This window comes from Cytobacillus sp. GQ23 (assembly GCF_059758675.1).
Genome location: NZ_JCAXER010000003.1, coordinates 1 through 24751 on the forward strand (window position 1 = coordinate 1; position 24751 = coordinate 24751).

Sequence of the window (24751 nt, forward strand, 5' to 3'; positions counted from 1 at the left end):
AATCGAAAAGAGAGGCCAAGCCTCTCTTTTCCCTGATTTCTATAATTTTCTTAGCGAGTACCGTCGTTTTGAACTAGCTTTACCATCATATTGGCAATCGCATGCTGCTCTTCAGGACTTGCTACAGACCAAAGATCAGCCAGGATTTTTTCCTGGTCATTCTTAGGCTCAACTTGCTTAGCTAAATAATCGCCGATTTGAAAAGCAAGGTCATTTACTGTTTCTTTATTCATTCCCTGATCCATTCCCTGATGAAGACGATCGCCAAGGAAATCTTTCCATTGCTGCCAGTTATCTAGTACAGACATGATTTTGCCTCCTTTAAATGTTGTACAATTATATTGTGCTTAGGAGCTGAATAAAATATGCATGCACATGGAAATGACTCTTAAAAATAAATGACACTTCTTTTAGCGATTTGCAGTTACGTATACCAGCCGCCGTTTACTGCCATGACCTGCCCGGTAATATACGAGGCCTTATCTGAAAGAAGAAAGGCAATGGCGTTGGCTATATCAGCAGGCAAGGCAAGCCTGCCCATAGGAATTTCACTTTTTACAGTTTCAAGCTCTTCTTCAGTAAAATCATTCAGCATGGCTGTCTCAACTGCACCAGGGGCTATAGCATTAACCCTCACCCCGTTCAGGGCAACCTCCTTGCTTAAAGATTTTGCAAAAGCAATTTGTGCACCCTTTGCAGCTGAGTAAGCAACTTCACAAGCAGCACCTGTTTGGCCCCATATTGAGGAAACCACTATAATATTTCCGCTCCCCTTTGACAAAAGTTTTGGCAGAAGCTCTTTGGTCAAAAGAAGCGGCGAGTTCACATGAAGGTTCATTAGAGCTTCCAATTCGGTTTGATTTATTTCAGTAAGTAGTCCATATTGAGCGGTTCCGCTATTATGGATAATGGCATCAAGCGAAAATATGTTAGAGCTAATTTTTTTATAACCGCCTGGCACAGAAAGGTCTGCCTGGATCGGAATATATTCTCCGCCAATCCTTTGCAGGCGGTCGAGGAGCCTGTTGATCTCCTCTTTATTTTGATTGTAATGCAAATAAAGCGAATAGCCTTCTTCTGCCAGTTTGACGCTGACTGCCTGGCCGATTCCTCCGCTTGCTCCAGTTACTAATGCAAATTTCCTCATTTCAATTCCTCCCGAAAAAAGCAAAGCGCCATTTAATGGCGCTCTGCAGCAACTGCTTCTTATTTCTTAGGGACAACCTGGCAAACCGTAAACCTTTCTTCGCTTATTAAGTTTCCAGCCGCATTTTCCACATCCTCAAGCGTGATGCTTTCAAGGGTCGGCACAACATCGAATAAATCCATATCATTAAAAGCATACCGGGTAAATTGGTTGGCGATATATTCCGGTGAATTGACAGCCCGCAGGAATGCACCTATTTTCTTCTTCTTTGTCCGATCAAGTGTTTCCTGTGAAATTGCTCCCTTTTCCCTTGAATCGAGCAGCATCTTTTGCAGCGTTTCAGCCAAACGGTCAGGATTATTTGTGTCTCCGCCTACCATGGCAAAGCCAAAGCCCTGCTCCTGTGTATAATCATAGGAGAATGTGTCATCAATTAACCCTTCATTATACAGTGTGCTGTAATGCTCAGAACTTTTACCAAATAAAATATCCAGCAGCACATTCAGACTCAGTTCATTTAAAAGCATTTCTTTGCCAGACTGATTTGCCGTACTGCTCTTGATCCCAACCAGGCACTTAGAGGTCTGGACATTCATCTCTAGAACTTTTTTCTTTTCAGCCGTTTCAGGCGGCTCTTCCTCGAATTGGCGTTTGATTTCCGGCATCTCTTTATAATCCTTTTTGCTTTGATTATTCTTCACCTGAGACATAATCTGATCCGGATCAACTGGTCCAACGATGAACAGCAGCATGTTGCTTGGGTGGTAGAACGTTTCATAGCATTCATACAGCATATCTTTTGTGATATCGGAAATGGACTCAATCGTACCTGCGATATCGATTTTAACAGGATGGTTTTTGAACATATTTTCTATTAATCCAAAATATAAGCGCCAGTCAGGATTGTCATCATACATGGTGATTTCCTGGCCAATGATGCCTTTCTCTTTTTCAACAGTCTTCTCTGTAAAATATGGGTCCTGCACAAAATCTATAAGCGTTTCAAGATTCAACTCTACATTTGACGTGCTGGAAAATAGATAAGCTGTCCTTGTAAAAGATGTAAAAGCATTAGCTGATGCTCCCTGCTTGCTGAATTGCTGAAACACATCACCGTCCTCTTTTTCAAAGAGCTTATGCTCCAAAAAATGAGCAATCCCATCCGGAACCTTTATAAACTCCTCTTTTCCGGGGGGCAGGAAATGGTTGTCAATTGATCCGTACTTTGTCGTAAAGGTGGCATAGGTCTTGTTAAATCCCTTTTTCGGCAAAATATATACATCGAGACCATTATCAAGCTTTTCATAATACAATGCTTCCTGAAGCTGGTCGAAAGTGATTTTTTCCATTACTTGCCTGCCTCCTTTCCTGTCAGAAAATACACAGTATCCAAACTGACCTTCTTGGCTGTTAGGGCAATTTCCTCTTTTGTTACCTTATCCATTTCATCCATCCAGGTTTGAAGGGTAATTTCTTTTCCTGAAACAACATTATGGTAAAGGACTTCGACAATCCCGCGTGCTGTATCAACAGTCTCCAGAAGCTGATTTTTAATCACTGCTTTGGTCTGTTCCATTTCCTGTTCAGTAAAGTCACCGTTTTGCATGGCTTCCAGTTGTTCTTTAATGATACTCACTGCCTGATCATAGTTATTGTTATCGATCCCTGACATTACCATCATTAATCCTTTATGGCTTTCCAGACGGCTGGCTACGTAGTAAGCGAGACTGGCTTTTTCCCTGACGTTCAAAAACAGTTTTGAGTGAGAAAAACCACCGAAGATTCCATTGAATACCTGAAGAGCATAATATTCCGGGTCACCGTAAACGACATTTGTCCGGTAGCCGATATTTAGTTTCCCCTGCTTCACATCCTGTTCTTCCCTGACTTCGTTTACAGATTCCTTGGTATTAACAGGGGATGAAGGGGCTGCCTGTGGTGTTCTCTTCTCAAAAGTTAAAAGTTCACCTGCATAGGCTTCGGCATCTGCCTCTTCCACATCACCAATAACATATAAATCGAGTTCATCCTGCGCCAAGGCCTGCTGATAATATTCATAGAGGCTTTGAGGAGTGATATTGTCCACATCATCCTTCTCGCCATGCACATGCAGAGCATATGGCTCATTTTTGCACATTTCCTGAACCAGCCGAAAATTGGAATAGCGCATTTTATCATCGTAAACGGATTGAATTCTCTGTTTAAGCGTCCTTTTTTCTTTTTCAACGGTATCCGGGTCAAAAGCGCCTTCATGCACATTTGGCTTTGTCAAGATTTCCGCTAAAAATTGGAACGCTTTTTTCAAAAGAGGAGTTGGATCTGAAAGAAATTTTTCGTTTGCAATTTCAACTGAAATGGTAATGACATGATACTCGCCCTTTTTGGCCAGATCTACGAAAAGCGTTGCACCATATAATTCATCAAGGTATGCGCGCAGTTTTCCAGTCGCAGGGTAGGACGAGCTGCTGCTCTGCAATACATGAGGCAAAAGGGATCTTAATGTAACAGTACTCTTTTCCAGCGGGGCTTTCATTTTCCAAACCAGGGTATTGGTTTTATATTTCTCTGTTTTAACCACGTGAAGCTTATAGCCATTCATGGGTTTTACGGATTCAGAGATTACGGCCATGTCTTTTCCTCCTGTCAGTTAATTAATGAGTCCAAAGTTCATTCAATAGTAAAAAGAGGGAACATCCCCTATATGTAAACACTTTGCTGCTATCTTCTATAATATCCTTTGTAATAAATCATATTCTTACTATACCTTGCCCTATTTCTTTATTTCAAGTTATTGGCTGTATTGGAAGGTTTATATATATATGATAAGCGCTAGCGGCTTGTACATGAGTGAGCGAACTCCCACAATAAATCTGAGCAAAAAAACCCCATTTCCGAGAAGAAATGAGGCTTTGCTTTTTAACGCTTTCCTTTTATATAAGGAGTACCAGATGCTTTTGGAGCATCGGCACGTCCGATGAAACCTGTTAATGCCAGAATCGTTAATACATATGGTGCAATGAGAAGATATACATTTGGAATATTCTCAAGGAATGGAAGGCTGGAGCCGATGATGCTCAAGCTTTGCGCAAATCCGAAGAATAAAGCCGCACCCATAACACCAAGCGGATGCCACTTACCAAAGATCAATGCCGCCAGAGCCATAAAGCCCTGTCCGCTGATGGTCGCATGCCCGAAATCTGAAGAAATCGATTGTGCGTACACCCCGCCGCCTATTCCTGCAAGTGCTCCGGAGATTAATACCCCAATATATCTCATCCTTGTTACATTGATACCCATTGTATCGGCAGCCATTGGATGTTCACCAACCGCCCGAAGCCTTAGCCCGAATGGGGTTTTAAACATCACAAACCAGGCCAGGAATGCAACGGCGATGGCAGCGAATGACGTATAATACGTGTTTGAAAAAAACAACTTGCCGATAACAGGTATGTCACTCAAAAATGGGATATCCACTTTGCTGAATCCTTTTTGAATGATATCTGTCTGCCCTTTTCCATAAATGTATTTAACCAGGAACAGTGCTGCACCAATTGCAAGAAGGTTAATCGCAACCCCTGACACAACCTGGTCTGCTCTAAACGTAATAGAAGCAACAGCATGCAGGATGGATAGTAAAGCGCCCACAACCATAGCTGCAAGTAATGCAACCCACGGAGTCATACTGCCAAATACATCAACAAATGTCAGGTTAAAAACAATGGCAGTGAATGCTCCAATTACCATCAAGCCCTCTAAACCGATATTTACAACACCGGAGCTTTCTGAAAAGTTTCCGCCCAAACCAGTGAATATAAGCGGGGCTGCCCAAAGCAAGGTTGATGGAATAATAATTAATAAGATCTCCATTAAGCCCACTTACTTCACCCCCTTTTTGCTGATACGGTCAATTAAGATGCGAATCATATAACTTGCTGCAACAAAGAAAACAATAAGAGCAATGATAATATCAACCAGTTCATTTGGAACTCCAGCCTCAAGCGGCATGTTCAAGGCGCCAACCTTCAAGCTTCCGAATAGCAATGCTGCAAAAATAATTCCAATTGGGCCATTGCCGCCTAATAATGCTACCGCAATACCATCAAAGCCTACTCCGGTAAATCCGCCCTTAATAGCTGCATAGCCGAATGTCCCCAACGCTTCCATCGCACCCGCAAGACCTGCAAATGCTCCTGAGATTACCATTGACAGGATGATATTTCTGCTGACACTCATGCCTGCATATTCAGATGCATGCTGGTTAAAGCCTACAGCGCGCAATTCGTAACCCTTTGTTGTTTTTTCCAAAAGGAACCACATAATAAACACACAAGCTAAAGCAATTAAAATTCCCCAGTGCAGACGGGAATAATCAGTTAATCCCTCTAGAAACGGGGAACGCAATGATGCAGATTCTGCAATCATTTCTGTCCGGTCACTTTTTTCTGAAAGAACCGTACGGATAATATAGTTCGTTACATGCAAGGCCACATAGTTCATCATAATCGTGACAATTACTTCATGCACTTTAAACTTGGCTTTCAAAAGGCCCGGTATGAATGCCCACAGCGCACCAGCCGCAGCTGCTGCGAGAACCGCAAGCGGCAGATGAATGAATTTTGGAAGTTCAAATGCAACCCCTACCCAAACAGCTGCAAGCCACCCGACGATCAGCTGTCCTTCAACACCGATGTTAAATAAGCCAGTACGGAAAGCAAATGCAACCGCCAAACCGGCAAGAATATAAGGAGTCACCTGTCTGATTACTTCACCAGTGTAGTAGATTTCTCCGAAAGCACCGTTCCATAGGGCAATAAATGCAGATCCGGCATTATACCCTGTTGCTATCATAATGATTGTCCCTACTAATACCCCGAGGAGAACGGCAACTAGAGGTACGACAATATTCTTCATGCGATTAGACATGGTTTTCGCCACCCGCTTCCTTCCGTTTAGAACCGGCCATCAATAAACCTAATTCTTGTTCTGTTGTTTGTGTCGGGTCAACTACCGCTACAATTTCACCCTCATAAATAACAGCAATCCGGTCGCTGACATTCATAATTTCATCTAATTCAAATGAAATAAGCAGCACTGCTTTCCCCTGGTCGCGCTGTTCAATCAGACGCCTGTGAATATATTCAATTGCACCAACGTCAAGGCCACGTGTCGGCTGAGCAGCAATCAGAAGATCCGGATTGCGGTCAATTTCACGCCCGATTATGGCTTTTTGCTGATTACCGCCGGAAAGTGCCCTGGCAAGAGTAAATTCACTCGGAGTTCTGACATCGAATTCTTTTATCAGCTTTTTTGCTTTGCTGTATATTTCTTTAAAGTTGAGAACTCCCTTATTAGAGAATGGAGCTTTATAATAAGATTGCAAAACCATATTTTCTCCGATAGGAAAATCGAGAACTAGTCCATGTTTATGGCGGTCCTGAGGAATATGCCCTACACCTGTCTCCGTAACTTTACGAGGAGGCATATTCGCGATTTCTTTGCCATTCAATTTAATTGAACCGCTTTCAGACTTCCTCAAACCGGTAATCGCTTCAATTAACTCTGACTGTCCATTTCCGTCTACACCGGCAATACCGACAATTTCACCTGCGCGCACATTAAGGTTTAGATTATTAACTACACCCAGTCCCCGTGAATCTTTCACATTTAATCCTTGAATCTCAAGCACCTGATCCTGCGGGTTAGAGTCTGATTTATCTGTTTTAAAAGTAACTTCCCTTCCCACCATTAAGCTGGCAAGTTCATTCGGGTTGGTTTCAGTGACATTTACTGTTCCAATTCCAACTCCTTTGCGGATAACTGTTACCCGATCACACACTTCCATTATTTCTTTCAGCTTGTGAGTGATCAGAATAATAGATTTGCCTTCCTGAATCAGCGTTTTCATAATTTGGATTAACTCTTTAATTTCCTGCGGAGTCAGAACAGCAGTAGGTTCATCAAAAATAAGGATTTCAGCACCCCGATAGAGAGTCTTTAAGATCTCCACCCGCTGCTGCATTCCTACTGAAATATCTGAAATTTTAGCCTGAGGGTCAACAGCAAGTCCATATCGCTCGGATATCTCCCTCACTTCTTTTTCAGCCTTTTTAATATCTATTTTTCCGCCTTTGGTTGTTTCTTTTCCTAGAATAATATTTTCAGTGACAGTGAAACGGTCTACAAGCATGAAATGCTGGTGGACCATACCGATGCCCAACTCGTTTGCTATATTAGGATCTGTGATGCGCACCGGTTTTCCTTTAACTTTGATTTCACCCTTTTCAGGCTGATATAGGCCAAAAAGGACGTTCATCAACGTTGACTTGCCTGCACCATTTTCGCCAAGCAGCGCATGAATTTCACCTGGTTTCAGCTGAAGCGTGATATTATCATTCGCAACGATTCCAGGAAACTCCTTGCGAATGTTGAGCATTTCAATAATATAATCCATTCGTTTCACTCCTTGCTCAAAATATAAGGAAATCATTAGTAGTAAGAGGTCAGACCTTGGGATTTCTTAGAAAAACCCGGCCGAAAGGCCAAGCTCCTAAATAATATAAAAAATAATTAATGCATTAAAAATCTAAGTGAAATACAGAATCTGTTCTGTCCTTCAATTAAACTTTTAATTTCTATAAAAAAGGAATAAGAGGCCGCAGTGCAACCTGCTTATTCCTTAATTTTATTTATTCAACTGAGAAAGAAGCCAGTTCATCTTTTGAAGATGGAACAGTCAGGTCACCATTCTTAATCTTGTCCTGCCATTCTTTAACTGCACCTTCAATTTCTGCTTTTGTAGATACTTCAGGGTTGATAGGAGCAAGGCCTACACCATCTTCAGCCAATCCGTAAGTAGTTGTTTCTCCGCCAGGGAAATTGCCGTCTTTAGCTTTAGTAGAAAGGTCCTTAACAGCATTATCTACACGCTTTAGAGCAGATGTAAGAATTACATTGTGCTCTTTCCCATCGATTTCAACTACACCTTCAGCTGTCTGATCTGAGTCAACACCAATTGCCCAAATTTCTCTTGCCGGGTCTTTCTTTTTAAGGTCACGAGCTTCCTTGAAAAGACCGTTCCCAGTTCCGCCGGCAGCGTGGAAGATTACATCTACGCCAGAAGAGTACATTTTAGAAGCAATTGTCTGACCTAATTCAGCTTTATCAAATGCTCCAGCATATTGTACTTCTACTTTAATATCAGGGTTTACCGCTTGAACACCAGCAAGGAAACCAGATTCAAAACGCTCGATTACCGGAATTTCCATACCGCCGATGAAACCAATTTTGTTTTCTTTAGTTGCATTTGCTGCAGCTACACCTGCAAGGAAAGCAGCTTCCTGCTCTTTAAACATAATGCTTGCTACGTTCGGCTGATCTACGACCGCGTCAACGATACCGAAATGAGAATCTTTTTGCTGCTGGGCAATCTCATTGATTGCACCTTCCATTAAGAAACCGATTCCAAAAACAAGATCAAAGTCCTGACGTGCTAATGTATTCAGGTTTGTAGAATAGTCAGCATCTGACTGCGATTGAAGATAGTCAAATCCGCCTTTTCCTTTTTCAAGTTCATTTTCTTCACCAAATGCTTTTAAACCTTCCCAAGCAGATTGGTTAAATGATTTATCATCTACACCGCCGACATCTGTTACCATCGCTACAGAGAATGCTTTTTCTTTATCGTCTCCGCCAGCTGTTTCTCCGCCTTTTTCCTCACTTTTGCCGCAAGCACCCAGAATTGTTCCAGCAGCAAGAACTAAAGATAGCGCCAATCCAAATTTACGCTTTTTCAAGGTTGGTACCCCCTAAGAAATTGTTTTTGCATTAGCGGAATGAATGATTGTATTTTCACGCATCCTCAAAAGCTAGATTCTTTTTCTGAGGACATGGAAACTGAACTTATCAGCTCTGAAATAATTGACCGAATATAGAATCGGAGTATCCGCTTCATCGAAATGCATCTGCTTAAGTACAAGCAGTGCAGTTTCCGGGTCACATTCCAGAATAGGCGAAATTTTCTCGTGATAGCCAATAGGCTCGATTTGGGCAACAGCATAAGTGATTTTCCGGTTAGCCTCTTCTTCAAGCATGTTGAAAATCGACTCCTGCTCGTGGGAAAATGTGTCCGGGAGAATATTCTCAGGAACTTTATCCACACAATAAACGACCGGTTCACCATTTGCCGTTCTAACCCGCTCAATCACAGCAATTTCCTGGTCTGAAGCACATGAGAATCTGCGGATATCATCTTCTGTAGGTCCCATTGTTACAGAACTCAAGAAAACGGTTCCAGGCTTCATCCCTGCCTGTAAAATCATATTTGTGACACTATTAAGCTGTTCGATGCCGGATGTAAATAGCGGCTTTGCATTGACAAAGGTGCCTACACCATGACGGCGGATGATGACGTTTTCTTCTTCAAGAATGCGCAGCGCCTCCCGCAGTGTAGCTCTGCTGACACCAAGCTGTTTGGCAAGATCAAATTCGGAAGGAAGTTTTTCTTTTTCTTTATACACTCCATCTTCAATGTCTTGTTTTAATCGATCGATGACTTGCAAATATAAATGCCGGTTATCTGACTTAATAGACATGCAGGGTTCCTCCAACTTCAGTTCTCAAGACATCAGACCTCTGATGTTCAATCATTCCTACTAATCGAAAATACTATAACACTTTTTACCCAATAAAGAAATAGAAATTTATCAATTTGTCGAAAAAAGGTGAAAAGAACAAAAATGTTTATGAATCCCTCTGTACCAATTCTTTTTTTCTGGTATAATACCATATTGAAAACGGTTACATTTACTCCCCATCCATAAATGCACCTCTCAATTAATACTATTTCATGATGAGATGAAAGTACCATACCTCTTTCATTTTATGTAAGCGCTTTTAGTAGTATGGCTTATTCAAGTATATTTTTTATTGTCCTCGTTTTTCAGGCAAGTAAGTTCTTTATACATAAAAAAAATGGCCGTCCGGAGACTGGCCATTTTTTAATATGTCATACTTATAAATTTTAAGAGCTTGCTTCTTCCGAAGGCTTGCCCTGCAGCACAGCCCTTGGCTTACTGCCTTCATAGGGTCCGACAATGCCCCTTGCTTCCATTTCATCAATAAGCCTTGCCGCTCTCGTATAACCTATCCTGAATCTTCTCTGAAGCATGGATACAGATGCCGTCTGCATTTCCAATATTAATTCAACGGCTTCTTCATATAGATCATCATCCACTTCACCTGCAGCTTCCGGGATATCCTCCGGAATCATTTCTTCCTGATATTGCGCCTTTTGCTGGCCAATAACGAAGTCCACTATTTCTTCAACTTCTTCGTCTGACAGAAAGGCACCCTGTACACGGACTGGCTTGGAAGCACCTACAGGCAGAAAGAGCATATCTCCTCTTCCTAGAAGTTTTTCCGCTCCTCCCATATCCAGGATAGTTCTTGAATCAGTCATCGATGAAACAGCAAACGCTATCCTTGAAGGAATATTTGCCTTAATTACACCTGTGATAACATCCACTGACGGACGCTGGGTTGCGATGATTAAATGAATGCCTGCTGCCCGTGCCATTTGAGCAAGGCGCGTGATTGCATCCTCAACATCGGAGGATGCCACCATCATTAAGTCTGCAAGCTCGTCCACTATCACAACAATATACGGCAGGAGAGGCTGCTGTGCTTCCTCCTCGGCATTATGCCTCTTTACATACTCATTGTAGCCTTCGATATTCCTTGTGCCAGTATGGGAAAAGAGCTCATATCGCCTTTCCATTTCGCTGACGACTTTTTGAAGAGCCTGCGCCGCTTTCTTCGGATTTGTCACTACCGGCGCCAATAAGTGAGGCACCCCATTATAAACATTCAATTCAACCATTTTAGGGTCAATCATCATTAATTTTACTTCATGTGGTTTTGCCCTCATTAGAATGCTGGTAATAATTCCGTTAATACAAACACTCTTCCCGCTTCCTGTCGCGCCGGCAACAAGAAGATGGGGCATTTTGTTTAGTTCTGCCAGGACAGCTTCTCCGGTGATATCACGGCCAAGTCCGATCATAAGCTTGGAGTCCGGTCTGTCATTTTGTTTGGATTCAATTACTTCCCGCAGAGAAACCATTGCCACTTCAGAGTTAGGGACTTCAATCCCAATAGCTGATTTACCCGGGATTGGCGCTTCAATCCGGATATCCTTAGCTGCCAGCGCGAGTGCCAAATCATCATTCAGACTGACTATTTTGCTTACCTTAACCCCTACATCGGGATGTACCTCATATTTTGTAACAGCCGGTCCTAAATGAACCTGTGTCACCCTTGCTTTTACTCCAAAACTCTGAAATGTTCTTTCAAGCTTAGCAGCATTCGCGTGGATAAGCTCATATTCACCGCTTTGATCAGTTTGCCTTGGCAGTTTTAAGAGTCTGATAGGCGGCAGCTCGTAATCTTTATTTTCCACTTCTGTAAACGTGATTGGAGGTGCATTCTCATCCTCCGGCTCTGTGACTGCCTTTTCCTGTGGCTGATTAGAAGGTGCTTCGAGAACATCATCCTGATAAGCTCTTTCAGCAAAGCTTGAAATAATTGGTTCGGGAGCTGGCTCAGATAGCGCTTCAGCAGAATTATTGATTGTTATTACTGTTTCAGGTTCTTCTTCCTCCTGAGAATCCTGCTGTGCTTCCTCTCTTCTTGCCTGCCTCTCTTCTCGTCTTTCTCTGCCTTTTTGTATCCATTCTTTCATATCATCTATAAATGCAGTCCATTGTTTCTTGCAGAAATTCAGAATTGCGGCCATCATTTTCCCTGCAGCATCTCCGAATGTTTTTCCTGTAATAAGTACAAAGCCTATTATTATTAATAAAAAGGCTACAATTTTTGAACCTGCTTCATCAAAAAGATAATAAAAGAGAGCAAAAAAGATAGCTCCAAGCATTCCGCCCCCTAAGTCGGTTGTGCTTGTTTCACCCCTGACTTCCATCCGGAATAGTTCCCATGTATTGGCTATTACACTCGGATCATCAAACTTCCCTCCATTTGAGAGAAGCTGAAATAATGTTACATGACTCAACAGCAGAAGGGAGCTGATGATAAGATAAATACCGATTAGTTTAGTGTGGAATAAATAGGGAAGTGCCCTCTTCCACATCAGGTAACCTGAAAAGATAACGAGCCCAATGAGGCTAAGCATGTACCATTCTCCCATAAAGAACCGGAAAAAAAGTACCGTTGCATTGCCGACTGCTCCAAGCTTAGCAATTGATATTACCGCAAGTGCCAGTAAAATCAGGGCAATTAGTTCAAATTTCATCGTCCGTTTCAATGTTTCGTTCTTTTTAGACTTTCTTTTCTTTCTCTTGGCCATATTATCACCTTATCATTGTTCTTATTAACATCTTCATCAAAATTGCATTATGTAATACTTCAGGTCTGTTATGAAAGAAGAAGCAGCCATTTTTTGGCTGCTTCTAACGTTACTTTTATTATATCATAACGCTCCTTAATTAAGTTGTTTTTTGTAAGGAATTATCAGCTTAACTGCGTTAAAGTGATCATGGACCCGGGAGTACATCTTTCATCCATATAATGGGTAGGATCGCTGCTCATGATTCTTAAAATTCGGCACTCCTGTCCTGCATTCATTTCAACCAATAGAGGGATTCCTTCATATGAGACAATCTTCTGCCTGCCAAAATCGTCCTGCTCACTTTGATAAATGAGCTCTTGCGGCATCATTGTATAAAGGATCATTGTACAATCACTTCTTCTTTTGGTTTATTTATATCAATCAGCTCATTCAGCTTTGCAAGCGCAGGCCCGACCCCGCCTACTTCATCAATCAGTCCATATTCAACAGCATCCCTGCCGACCACATTCGTCCCAATATCCCTGGTCAGGTTGCCTTTATCAAACATAAGGTCTTTAAATTTTTGTTCGGAGATATTAGAATGCTTCGTTACAAAATTAATTACCCGATCCTGCATTTTATCCATATACTCAAACGTTTGCGGCACACCGATTACCAGTCCGGTCAGTCTGATAGGGTGAATGGTCATCGTAGCCGTCTCTGCAATAAAGGAATAATCGCATGATACCGCAATAGGCACACCGATGGAATGCCCTCCTCCGAGGACAATGGAGACTGTTGGCTTAGATAAAGAAGCAAGCATCTCTGATATTGCCAGCCCGGCTTCCACATCTCCGCCAACAGTATTCAAGATGACCAAAAGACCTTCTATTTTTGGGTTTTGCTCAATCGCTACGATCTGAGGAATTAAGTGCTCATATTTTGTCGTTTTATTTTGCGGCGGAAGCTGAAGATGCCCTTCGATCTGTCCAACAATGGTCAAGCAGTGAATTTTGGAATCCTGAGAAAGCTGCGGCACATTTGTTTGGCCAAGCTGCTGAATTTTCTCCATAAGGGCAGAAGGTTTATCCTCTTTCGTCTGTTCTTGCCCTTCACCGCTCTCATTGCGGTTATTTTTCATATCGTTTTCCATCCTTATTTCTCCCTTCAAGCAATATATTGTTAGTATGAACGCGAGATCATTTTTCATGCGCTAAATTGCGTGAGGGGAGAGAGCAAAAAGCACAGTCCGGCAATTGATGCGGGCTGTGCTCTAATTGTTATCCCTCCATAAGAATAGGAAGGATCATTGGTCTGCGTTTTGTTTTTTCATAAAGATACTGATTAAGGCTGTCACGCATATCCTGCTTAATGCCTGACCAGTCAAATGCTTCTCTGGCAAGGTTCTGTTCTACCGCTTCTTTTACTATTCTTACAGCTTCCTCAAGAAGCTTTTCTGATTCCCTGACATATACAAATCCTCTTGTTATGATTTCAGGGCCTGCAGATATTGTCTTTTCCTTTTTATTAAGAGTAACCACCACTAATAAAACGCCATCCTGAGAAAGGAGCTTTCGGTCTCTTAAGACAATATTCCCGACATCACCGACACCGATCCCGTCAATCAGCACATTGCCTGATGGGATTTTTCCTCCGGAAACGATTGAACCTTCCGTAATTTCTGCTACATCGCCTTTATCCGGGATGTAAATTTGTTCGCTAGATAATCCGCATTCCATAGCAACCTTTGCATGGGCTTTCAGCATTCGGTACTCCCCATGAACCGGGATGAACAATTTGGGACTCATCAGATTAATCATAAATTTAAGCTCTTCCTGGCTGCCATGGCTGGAGGTATTAAAGGTACCCTTTCCTGGGATCACCTCAGCACCCGCTCTAAACAGCATATCAATCGTTTTAAAAATAAATACCTCTGTACCTCTTAATGGTGATGCTGCAAGTAATACCGTATCACCCTGTTTAATATTGACCTGTCTGTGGGACTGCTTCGCCATTTTTTGAAGGGCCTCGATCGGCTCACCCTGTGTACCCGTAGTAAGAACAACGATTTGATCATCACTGTATTTGCCTATCTCAGTGACAGGAATAATTACATCTTCTCCTACCTGCAAATACCCGAGCTGCAGAGCAATATCATAGATTCTCTGCAGACTTTTGCCGACCACTGCCATTTTTCTCCCTGTTTCGATCGCCGCATCAAAAATATGCTGTATTCGAATTAAGTCAGATGCAAATGAAGCTGCAATGACTCTCCCCTTAGCAGCATAAAATGCAGCTGTCATCTCTCTGGCTACTATAGATTCAGAGTTGGTGTAGCCAGGTTTTTCTGCTTCTGTACTGTCAGATAGAAGGCAAAGAACCCCCTCTTCACCTAAGCGCGCCATCTTGCCGATTTCAGGTTTGTATAAGTCAGCAGCTGCCTGATCGAATTTAAAGTCGCCGGTATACACAATTGCACCCTCTGAAGTATGTATCGCCACTCCGACACTGTCAGGTATGCTATGGCTCGTCCTAAAGAAAGTTACATCTGCCGAATCAAATTCAACCTTGGTATCTGAATTAATCTCAATAAACTGCGTTTTTCCTTTGTATTCCTGTTCCTTCATTTTGGCTTTAGCCAGCGCCAGAGTCAGCTTTGTTCCGTAAACAGGAACATTGACCTTTGCAAGCACATAAGACAGGGCCCCGATGTGATCCTCGTGTCCATGTGTCAGAAAAATCCCTTTTACCCTTTCCTTATTTTGAACTAAATATGTAACATCCGGTATCACTATGTCAATTCCGAGCATTTCGTTTTCAGGAAACATTAATCCGGCGTCGATAACATAAATATCCTCGTCCACCTCTGCCAAATACATGTTCTTTCCAAGTTCTCCGACTCCTCCGAGTGCTGCCACCTTGATGCTTTCATTCTGTCTCTTTTTCAATGTATTATCCTCCCATGCATGTTCAGCCGATCAAGATCAGTTATCCATATTATACTTGAAGTCGTAAAACCATGACAACCAAATTTATACATGGGCATTATTTGCGTGTTCTGAGGTGTTTAAAAATTATTGTCTCTGTTTCTGGAGGTTAAGACAGCTCTATGTCTATCTTTTTTATTTTATAGCCGTTGAGTTTGGTCGCCATGATAGCTTTTTAGCGACTTTTTTCTTTTAAGGCCTTTGATTTTGGAAGTCATAAATTCCCCAAATAAAAAAATAAATGCCAACCAGCAAAACACTGGTTGGCATTCCTGCTATTATTTAAATAAGGCAGCAACTGCACTGCGTTCCTGTTCTGTTAACGGAACCATTGGAAGACGGACTGATCCGACATCAAGTCCTTTAAGCTGCAGCGCTGTTTTAACTGGCACTGGGCTTGGTGCAGCAAAAAGCCCTTCCATAATCGGAAGAATTTTTTGATGAATTTTTGCAGCTTTCTCATTCTCGCCATTCAGGTAAGCTGTGACCATTTCCTGCATTTCATTTCCTATTACATGGGAAGCAACAGAAACAATTCCAGTCCCGCCTATTGCCATGCACGGAAGAGTAAGCCCGTCATCACCGCTGTAAACCATGAAGCTCTCATCCGTATTAGCAATAATCTTTGCCATTGCATTCAGATCTCCGCTTGCTTCTTTCACTGCTGCGATGTTAGAGATTTCCGACAGGCGTATGATTGTCTCAGGCAGAATATTCACTGAAGACCGTCCCGGAATATTATAAACCATTACCGGGAGGTTTGTGCTTTCCGCAATTGCCTTGAAATGCTGGTAAAGCCCTTCCTGGTTTGGCTTATTGTAATACGGTGCCACGATCATGATGGCATCTACACCCAATTGTTCTGCCTTTTTCGTTAACTCAATGGATTCATACGTATTATTGCTTCCAGTGCCGGCAATTACAGGTACACGTTTGTCAGCTACTTTCACTGCGTGTTTGAATAATGCCAGCTTTTCCTCTTTTGTTAAAGTTGGCGATTCTCCGGTTGTCCCGGCAACGACCAATGAATCTGTACCGTTTTCAATCAGATGATTAATAAGCTGTGTGGTCTTGGGAAAATCAATATGTCCTTTATTATCGAAAGGGGTTACCATTGCTGTTGACACTCTGCCAAATAGAACCATATTTACACTCCTTGCAGATGTTTAAAAGATTGGAAAAAACGGGCGGATCTGCCGATTAGGATGCAAATCCGACGTTAACCGCTGAGTGGTTCTTTTTCCTTTTTTTAAACATGTTATTTTCTAATATTAAATATCTGTTCTCTCATATTCCGATAAATCTTCTTCCAGGCGGAAAGCATCGTGCAATGCATTAACAGACTTTATCAAATCTGCCTGTTTGACCAGTACCCAGATTGTTGTATGACTGTCTGCAGATTGCAGGATACGGATTCCCTGCTCAGACAATGCCGTAACGATCTGTGAGGCCACACCGGGTACGCCCTGCATTCCAGCACCCACAACCGAAACTTTTGCACACTCTCTTTCAACCAGCGGATCATGACCAAGGCCCTTTAATATACTAATGGCTTTATCGGTCATTTCTTCCGTAACTGTATAATTGACGCCATTCGGATAGATATTGATAAAGTCAACACTGATCCCATGGTTTGCCATGGCTTTAAAGACTTCAGACTGAAGATCATATTGGTCTTTTTTCGCAAGTACCTTTATTTGTGTCACATTGGAAACATGGGCTATTCCAGTTACCGAACGTTCTTTAATATCAGTTCCGCGTCTGTTCTTATTTAATGTTGTAACAAGCGTTCCAAGACTGTCGGAGTATGTTGAGCGGATTCTGATCGGAATTTTAGCCTGCATGGCAATTTCGACTGCGCGGGGGTGAATGACCTTAGCCCCCTGATAAGCCATATTGCAGACCTCTGTGTAAGTGACCACAGATAATGGGCGGGCATTTTCTGCAATACGCGGATCTGCGGTCATGATGCCTTCCACATCCGTAAAGATATCTATCCACTCCGCATTTAGGGCTGCTCCTAGAGCCGCAGCAGAGGTGTCACTGCCACCCCTCCCAATTGTTGTGACATCACCGGTTTTAGAAGATCCCTGAAATCCTGCTACTACGATAACATCATGATTTTCAAGCTCTTTTAAAAGTCTGTCACATTTCATATCAATGATTTTTGCGTTAGTATGATCATTATTTGTTCTAAATCCTGCCTGTGCCCCGGTCAGAGCTGCTGCAGGGATTCCATGTACATTCAGCATGTTTGAAAATACAACACTTGAAATGACCTCACCGCATGATAACAGAAGATCTGTTTCTCGTCTGCTGATTTTGGCATTATTGCCTTCTACAAGCGAAAGCATTGTGTCGGTTGCATATGGATCTCCTTTTCGGCCCATTGCCGAAACAACAACAACAACCTTGTATCCATCTGCCAGCGCTTTTTTTATATGTGTCATAGCATGCTTGCGGCTGCTCTCGTCGCGTACTGATGTGCCTCCAAATTTTTGAACGATGATATTCATTAAAACACCTCTAACCTCTCAACATGAAGAGAATACGATACCTATTTTATTTTACTATTCCTAGATTAATTAGACTTTCGGCGATTTGCACGGAATTCCATGCTGCTCCTTTAAGAAGATTATCAGAAACTACCCACATATGGAAGCCTTTATCCTCGTCAAGATCTTTGCGGATCCGTCCCACAAATACATCGTTTTTTCCGACACAATCAGCAGGCATAGGGTAAATCTGATTTTCCGGGTCATCCTGCAGGACAACACCTGGAGCATTTTCAAGCAGGCTCTTTACTTCATTTGCAGAAACGCCGTCTGATTCCACTTCAAAATATAGGGACTCTGAGTGTCCGGTTGCCACTGGGAGACGCACGCATGTAGCAGCTACTTGCAGCTCAGGCATATGCATGATTTTCTTTGTCTCATTGATCATTTTCATTTCCTCAAACGTGTAGCCATTTTCCTGAAACTTATCAATTTGCGGAATCGCATTGAAAGCAATCTGATAGTGTTTTTTATCGCTTTTAACAGGAAGAATTGCAGGCTCATATGGCTCATTATTAATTATGGCTTTTGTCTGCTCATTCAGTTCTTCAACTGCAGCTGCCCCTGAACCTGATACAGCCTGGTAAGTAGAAACAATCACTTTTTTCAAGCCGAATTTTTCTTTAACCGGCTTTAGTGCTACAACCATTTGAATTGTTGAACAGTTTGGATTGGCGATAATGCCATTATGCGTATGAAGGTCGTCTTCATTTACTTCAGGTACGACAAGAGGCACATTAGGATCCATTCGGAAAGCACTTGTATTATCTACCACAATGGCACCATGTTCCACTGCATGCGGAGCCAAATCCAGTGAAACGCTTCCTCCCGCGCTGAATAGGGCGATGTCTACGCCTTTAAAGCTCTCTGGCTTTGCTTCCTGAACCGTATACTCCTGGCCCTTGAATGCTACCTTTGATCCGGCAGAACGGGCTGATGATAAAAGGGTTAATTGAGAGATTGGAAAATCTCTATTTTCCAGCGTTTGAATCATTTGCTGGCCAACTGCACCAGTTGCTCCAACTACCGCTACATGAAATCCTTTTTTCTGTTCCAAATTTCTTTTCCCCTTCCAGTACCATTATATTTTTCTAGCAAAATTAATTTTTAGTGAAAACCAATAGCCCAAAATTCAATAGAACGGCAGCCAAAGTCAATTGGCAGCCGTTTCCTGCCTGATTATAAAGATGGCAGGCTTCCATTTATATTATCAGCATATTGTCAATACTCCAAGTGGTTAATAATTTTTTAAACATAGCTTGGAGGTTGGTTATCTTAGTAATCTTTATTCTAACATATTCGTTCACTAAAGGACTAAAATTTTTGCTAGAAAAAATAGGGGGGGCTAAATATCGTCTTTATATCTTTCCACTAAAACCGGCTGAATCTGTTTGCCCTCAATGGCATGAAGCACTGTATCAGATAATGCTGTCATTCTTGCCACCATAGAATTTGGCTTTTTAACTGGATCATCCTGGCCATATGGAATAAAATAAATATTTTTCGTAGCCATTAGTCTCATTAAGTTTACTCCGTTTAAACCCAATGCATCATTTGTGGATATTCCCAGGACGACTGGTTTTCCGTTTCTTAGAGTTGCCTTTGCTGCCATCAGCACAGGAGAATCAGTCATGGCATTCGCGAATTTGCTCATCGAATTTCCGGTAAGCGGGGCAATCACCATGCAATCAAGCGGGATCTTAGGTCCCAGCGGTTCCGCTTTCACTATGGAATCAATCACTTTATGCCCGGTCAAATCCTCAATTCTTTGAACCCAGTCCTCCCCTTTTCCGAATCTGGTCTCAGTGCTCTTTACCGTAAAGGTAACGACTGGAAGAACTTCTGCTCCTGCAAGAACAAGTCTCTCTATTTCAGGGAACACTGCATCATAAGTGCAGTGCGATCCCGTTAATCCGAATCCGATTCTTTTTCCTTTCAAGCTCATATTTTATTCCCCTTTCTCTTTTGCAAATCTTCCTTAATCAGTTGAGAAAGAACATTCGCCAGTATTTGTCCGGCTGTTTTCGGAGCAACGATTCCTGGCAGCCCAGGGGCAAGCAGTGCTTTTACACCCCGTTTTTCTGCGTATCGAAAATCGGTTCCTCCGGGCTTTGAAGCCAGATCAATGATGAGCGTATGTGTCGGCATCTTTGATATGACGGACGCTGTCACCACTAAATGGGGAGCTGTGTTTATGCAAATATCAACATCTTTTACTGCATCCTCAATCTCTTTCAGGTTAAATGGGGTTAGGCCCATTTCCGTTATCCTGGCGATGTGCTCACTTTTTCTTGCACCCACCTTCACTTTTGCCCCTAGTGCATGAAAGGTTCTTGCTACACTCATTCCAACCCTGCCAAGGCCGATTACGGCAATATTAGAACCATGAATGGTGAAATCTGTATGCTGGATCGCCATCATGATGGTTCCTTCAACTGTTGGGATGGAATTATAAATAGCTACATCATCCCTTTCAAATAACTGAACAAGACGCCGGTCTGCCGATTTCGTAATTCCGGTTAAATATGAATTGGTAATGCCGGAATACACTGTACAGTGTGGTGGAGTCTGGGAAAGAATTTCCTCTTCAAAAATCACTTTTTCATTGGAGAAAATGGTATCAATCTGACCCTCCAGCCCCGTACCGGGAACTGGCAGAATAATCGCGTCTATATTGGAAAAGTCCACTTCATCAATTTTTTCTTTTACCGCACCAGAGAACGCATGATCGAGCTGCTCAAAACCAATTAATGCGAGCTTGGCATCAAGCTCGGTCAGTTTACGGATGATTTCAAGCTGCCTTGCATCACCGCCGATAACTGCAATTTGGGTTCCTGTCAGCATGCAACACTCACCTTCTTTTTTCTTTCTTTTTAGAAAGCATTTATTTTTGAAGCCATAAACTGCATGACTTCTGGTAAAAAGTATCTTCGCACCGGCAACGCCGCTAAACTAAACAGTTGCACAAGACAGCAATTGCAAGCAGATTTATCTTTAAACGAAATGTGGCGTTATTTTTTAGCCGGCAATTCAATTAATAATCGTAAGGGAATTGTTGTATTGAACTACTTCAACATCTTATGTATGAAAGGAGCAATAGGTGAGTTTTCCACTTAAAAGAAAATGGTCAAAGGGGGATGGGGTTTAAAGGAAGTTCAAGGGGAGGAGGGAAGTATACAAACTGATAGAAACAAGAGGCTCTTGACGTATCAATTGCTGCATTTCGCCTCTAAATGCTGACCTTTGTTTTTCCCGGGCTGCTCAGCGAACCGCGGATGGGCGGGCGGTGAGCCTCTCTGACAACTTCGCGCCTGACGGGTTTTATCTGTCCCGCTAAGCCGCTGGAGGTTGAAACTTCCTCGAAAGCACACTGAACGAAGAAAATGCGCATGCATTTTCGAGGATCTCAGGACCTTCCGCTGCAATAAAATCTGTAAATAAGATACAAAAAGCACCAAACCTTCCGAAAACAGCCATACAAAAAGGACCTGACTAGGCCCTTTCGTTTAAATTAATCCTGATCTTCTTCCGATTCAGGAATATCAATAATGATCATGTCATTGCCAATCTTCTTGATATGCTGCCATGAAACCCGGATTTCGTCTCCCTGGCGCATGAAACCGAACCACTTTAATGAGGGGATGAGCAATGCCTGAATCTGTCCATTTTTTTCATTTATCTCAAGGTCTGTCTGCCCAAGTACCCCCAGCCGCTCGGCACGCTTCACATCCACAATTTCCTTTCCGCTCAGTTCACTTAACCTCATTATCCGCCCTCCTTTTCTCCTTCTCTATATTTTTATCGCTTAGCCGGAAGTTTTAGAAGTCCTGGACAAAGAAAAGCGAAAGCGCCCAGTTAACGAAGGAACGAAAACTGGGACCAAAAGCTGCCCCTTTTGGTCGTTTGATATATCGCTGCCGTATGCCTCAGCTTTCCATGTCCCGTGGCAACGGCTGGATGCCGGTCATAGGGCCAAACACAAAAAAATCTTACCGGAAATACATTCATTGTTTTTATAGGAAGCTTGCTCGAAAAGTGGAAGCGACTCGCCCAGGGGCGCCAGGCAAAAACCGTTCCTTTAAGCAGGCGTTTTTCCTTCTGAAAGGAAACGGCATATGCCCCCGAGTCCTGGGAGCCGCAGCTAGACAGGATTATGACCTCGAATGGCAGGGGCTGGAGCAGGAAAGTTATATATAAAAATGAAACAGCCTGCTCGAGCAGGCTGTTTCCCTAAATTTGCAATCATACCTCAATATTAAAGATTTTTCGGAAGTTCACCTTCCGGGCTAATTAAAGCCACAGAATAACGATCTGTGAAAATGGAATTTGCCATATTATTTACGCCCTCCATGGTAACTGCATCGATTTCATCGACAATTTCATCCATAGACCGATGGCGGCCAAGAAGCAGTTCATTTTTGCCATTTCGGCTCATCCTGCTGTTTGTGCTTTCAAGGCTTAGCATTAAGCTACCTTTGAGCTGTTCTTTACTGTTATTCAGCTCTTTATCTGTGATGCCTTCTTTTTTCAGAGTGGCAAGAGTTTCCTGAATCGTATCAAAAAGAACATCCAGCTGTTTAGCACCTGTTCCGCCGTAAAGCGTCACAATACCGCTATCCTGGAAGGCAGAATGATAGGAGAAAACAGAATAAGCCAGTCCTTTTTGTTCCCTGACATCCTGGAATAGACGGCTGCTCATGCTTCCGCCCAAAATATTGTTTAAAACAATCAGATTGTAGATATCCTCATGCCCTACCTGCAATCCCTCGAACCCTAAGCAAAGGTGAGCCTGCTCGGTATCCTTTTTACGGGCAAGATGGTTCGAATGAAACTCAGGCTTCTGCTCTGTTCGTTCTCTCTTACCGCCTTCGTAGGAGCCAAAGTATTTTTCAACTTCCTTAATGAAAGATTCCTCGATATTTCCGGCAATGGAAATCACGACATTTTCAGGTGTGTATGTTTCATTCATATACTGCTTTAATGTTTCACCATTAAACGTGGCAAGCGTTCCTTCAGTGCCAAGAATCGGATAACCAAGTGAGTGGTCTTCGTAGATAGCTTTGCTCAAAAGGTCATGAACGATATCATCAGGCGTATCTTCATACATTTTAATTTCTTCGTACACAACATTCTTTTCTTTGTTCAATTCCTCATCCACAAATGTGGAGTTAAAAAACATATCAGAAAGCACTTCAAGAGCAAAATCAGAATGGGTATCCAGTACTTTTGCGTAGTAACATGTATATTCTTTTGAAGTGAATGCATTCACCTGCCCGCCAATGCTATCAAAGCTTTCGGCAATTTCCCGGGCTGATCTTGTTTTCGTTCCTTTGAAGAACATATGCTCAAGGAAATGAGATATCCCATTATTTTCGGGAATCTCATTTCGTGAACCTGTTCCAATCCATACTCCTATCGCTACAGAACGGACGGTTGGAATATTTTCCAGTACGACTCTTACTCCGTTTTGGCATGTATATTTCTTGATCAAATAAATTCCTCCTGTTCTGAAACACTAAGACATCTGCTTACATTAGTTTATATTATTATTGTTATTTTTTCCAAAATCCTGATTATTATTTTGGATTCTCTCTTCGCTTAACAGCTCGGATACGGTTCCAATCTCGAGGTTCATCTGCTTAAGTCCTGTTATAAGTCTATCAAGTGACCTTTCGGTGGATTCTGTAGGATGCATTAGAATTAGTGCTCCATTATGAACTTTTGATAACACTCTGTTTATCAGCTCATCCGGCGAGGGCTTCCTCCAATCCACTGTATCTACAGTCCACATGACAGTGCCAAGGTTTTTCTCGGCAGCAATCTTAACTGTTTCATCTCTATAGCTGCCGCTTGGAGGAGCAAACCACGTAATAGGCTTACTGAGTTTCTCATCCATTGTGGCTTCAATCACATCATTTGTCTTTTGTATTTCTTCCCTTGTCCTGGCTGAAGAAATCACTTTCATATCCGGGTGAGTGTACGAATGGTTGCCTACTTCGTGGCCTGCATCGATAATCATTCTGGCAAGTTCCGGATTATTCTTTACCCATCTTCCTTCAAGAAAAAAACTTGCAGACACATTATGTTTCTTTAAAGTAGCCAGCATATCGGACAAATATTCATTCCCCCATGCCACATTAATGACGAAGCTGACCATCGGTTTATCTGGATGGCCTTTATAGACAGGTGACGGAGGCAGATCCTTTAACCTCACCTTCGGTTCAATTTTTTTAAATACAAGCTTATCCTCATTGAACTTTTTACCCGGCTTCATTTTTTTATATGATGCCTCGACATCTACTTCCATCCCGTTAAGACCGGGAATCGCTTTCCATACAGGGTCTATTATTGCATCCTGTGCAGGAATACTGTATTCCTCTTTTTTTACTGTTATTTCTTCATATAGTGAATCCTTCGGCTTAGAAACAGTTACGGCATCTGTTTCTGGTTTAAGGCCTGTTACATACTGATCAGTAAAAGGATTATTGATAAAAAAAAGTGCCATCACAAACATGATAGTAATATGGATAAACTTTCTCATTCTTCATGCCTCCTTCAATTCATAGTATGATTCGAAGGGACAAGGTAGAACGGAACCACATATCAAGTATGCAGGTTAAGGCAAAAGCCTATAGTAATTCACATATGTAAAAAGCCAGGGTTTCCCCTGGCTTTTAGGAAAGATCGCCCGCAAAAATGCTTCTCCTTTTAAATAGAAGTT

The 24751-nt window shown here is 42.3% G+C and carries 21 protein-coding genes; all 21 read right to left on the reverse strand.

Annotated elements, in window-relative coordinates:
- Positions 1–50: 50 nt before the first annotated feature.
- On the reverse strand, positions 51–308 hold the full coding sequence (locus AC6CHU_RS02965) for a DUF3243 domain-containing protein (protein WP_159862726.1): 258 nt from the start codon (positions 306–308) through the stop codon (positions 51–53).
- A 116-nt stretch (positions 309–424) separates the two neighbouring features.
- On the reverse strand, positions 425–1147 hold the full coding sequence (gene ymfI / locus AC6CHU_RS02970; protein ID WP_159862725.1) for an elongation factor P 5-aminopentanone reductase: 723 nt from the start codon (positions 1145–1147) through the stop codon (positions 425–427).
- Positions 1148–1206: 59 nt separating this feature from the next.
- Positions 1207–2496, reverse strand: coding sequence for an EF-P 5-aminopentanol modification-associated protein YfmH (gene yfmH / locus AC6CHU_RS02975; protein WP_251282844.1), 1290 nt, complete (start codon positions 2494–2496; stop codon positions 1207–1209).
- Positions 2496–3776 (reverse strand): EF-P 5-aminopentanol modification-associated protein YfmF, encoded by a 1281-nt coding sequence (yfmF, locus tag AC6CHU_RS02980; protein ID WP_251282843.1) that lies wholly within the window; start codon positions 3774–3776, stop codon positions 2496–2498. Before yfmF ends, yfmH begins: the two co-directional genes overlap by 1 nt.
- 287 nt (positions 3777–4063) lie before the next feature.
- The gene (locus tag AC6CHU_RS02985) at positions 4064–5023 is read right to left on the reverse strand and encodes an ABC transporter permease (RefSeq protein ID WP_159862722.1); all 960 of its coding nucleotides are present in this window, start codon (positions 5021–5023) and stop codon (positions 4064–4066) included.
- Positions 5024–6070, reverse strand: coding sequence for an ABC transporter permease (locus AC6CHU_RS02990; RefSeq protein ID WP_159862721.1), 1047 nt, complete (start codon positions 6068–6070; stop codon positions 5024–5026).
- The gene (locus AC6CHU_RS02995; RefSeq protein ID WP_251282842.1) at positions 6063–7598 is read right to left on the reverse strand and encodes an ABC transporter ATP-binding protein; all 1536 of its coding nucleotides are present in this window, start codon (positions 7596–7598) and stop codon (positions 6063–6065) included. The genes AC6CHU_RS02990 and AC6CHU_RS02995 overlap by 8 nt, the downstream gene beginning before the upstream one ends.
- 235 nt (positions 7599–7833) lie before the next feature.
- Positions 7834–8940 (reverse strand): BMP family lipoprotein, encoded by a 1107-nt coding sequence (locus tag AC6CHU_RS03000; RefSeq protein WP_159862719.1) that lies wholly within the window; start codon positions 8938–8940, stop codon positions 7834–7836.
- Positions 8941–9012: 72 nt separating this feature from the next.
- Entirely contained in the window at positions 9013–9738 is a 726-nt protein-coding gene (locus tag AC6CHU_RS03005) for a GntR family transcriptional regulator (protein ID WP_159862718.1), read from the reverse strand.
- Positions 9739–10166: 428 nt separating this feature from the next.
- Complete coding sequence (locus AC6CHU_RS03010) at positions 10167–12506, reverse strand: DNA translocase FtsK (protein ID WP_251282841.1); 2340 nt, start codon at positions 12504–12506, stop codon at positions 10167–10169.
- A gap of 164 nt (positions 12507–12670) precedes the next feature.
- On the reverse strand, positions 12671–12892 hold the full coding sequence (locus tag AC6CHU_RS03015) for a YlzJ-like family protein (protein WP_159862716.1): 222 nt from the start codon (positions 12890–12892) through the stop codon (positions 12671–12673).
- Positions 12889–13629, reverse strand: a complete 741-nt coding sequence (locus AC6CHU_RS03020; protein WP_159862758.1) for a ClpP family protease — start codon at positions 13627–13629, stop codon at positions 12889–12891. Before AC6CHU_RS03020 ends, AC6CHU_RS03015 begins: the two co-directional genes overlap by 4 nt.
- Before the next feature lie 139 nt (positions 13630–13768).
- Entirely contained in the window at positions 13769–15436 is a 1668-nt protein-coding gene (locus tag AC6CHU_RS03025) for a ribonuclease J (protein WP_251282840.1), read from the reverse strand.
- Between the two features lie 317 nt (positions 15437–15753).
- Positions 15754–16620: a 4-hydroxy-tetrahydrodipicolinate synthase gene (gene dapA, locus AC6CHU_RS03030; RefSeq protein WP_159862714.1), complete on the reverse strand. Its 867-nt coding sequence runs from the start codon at positions 16618–16620 to the stop codon at positions 15754–15756.
- Positions 16621–16746: 126 nt separating this feature from the next.
- Positions 16747–17991 (reverse strand): aspartate kinase, encoded by a 1245-nt coding sequence (dapG, locus tag AC6CHU_RS03035; protein WP_251282839.1) that lies wholly within the window; start codon positions 17989–17991, stop codon positions 16747–16749.
- Positions 17992–18037: 46 nt separating this feature from the next.
- Complete coding sequence (gene asd, locus AC6CHU_RS03040) at positions 18038–19087, reverse strand: aspartate-semialdehyde dehydrogenase (RefSeq protein ID WP_159862712.1); 1050 nt, start codon at positions 19085–19087, stop codon at positions 18038–18040.
- A 288-nt stretch (positions 19088–19375) separates the two neighbouring features.
- Entirely contained in the window at positions 19376–19975 is a 600-nt protein-coding gene (dpaB, locus tag AC6CHU_RS03045; protein ID WP_159862711.1) for a dipicolinate synthase subunit B, read from the reverse strand.
- Positions 19972–20874, reverse strand: a complete 903-nt coding sequence (dpaA, locus tag AC6CHU_RS03050) for a dipicolinic acid synthetase subunit A (protein ID WP_159862710.1) — start codon at positions 20872–20874, stop codon at positions 19972–19974. The genes dpaB and dpaA overlap by 4 nt, the downstream gene beginning before the upstream one ends.
- Before the next feature lie 667 nt (positions 20875–21541).
- Complete coding sequence (locus AC6CHU_RS03055) at positions 21542–21796, reverse strand: YlmC/YmxH family sporulation protein (protein WP_159862709.1); 255 nt, start codon at positions 21794–21796, stop codon at positions 21542–21544.
- A gap of 489 nt (positions 21797–22285) precedes the next feature.
- Complete coding sequence (locus AC6CHU_RS03060; protein ID WP_159862708.1) at positions 22286–23521, reverse strand: M16 family metallopeptidase; 1236 nt, start codon at positions 23519–23521, stop codon at positions 22286–22288.
- A 42-nt stretch (positions 23522–23563) separates the two neighbouring features.
- Positions 23564–24571, reverse strand: a complete 1008-nt coding sequence (locus AC6CHU_RS03065; RefSeq protein ID WP_159862707.1) for a polysaccharide deacetylase family protein — start codon at positions 24569–24571, stop codon at positions 23564–23566.
- Between the last annotated feature and the right edge of the window lie 180 nt (positions 24572–24751).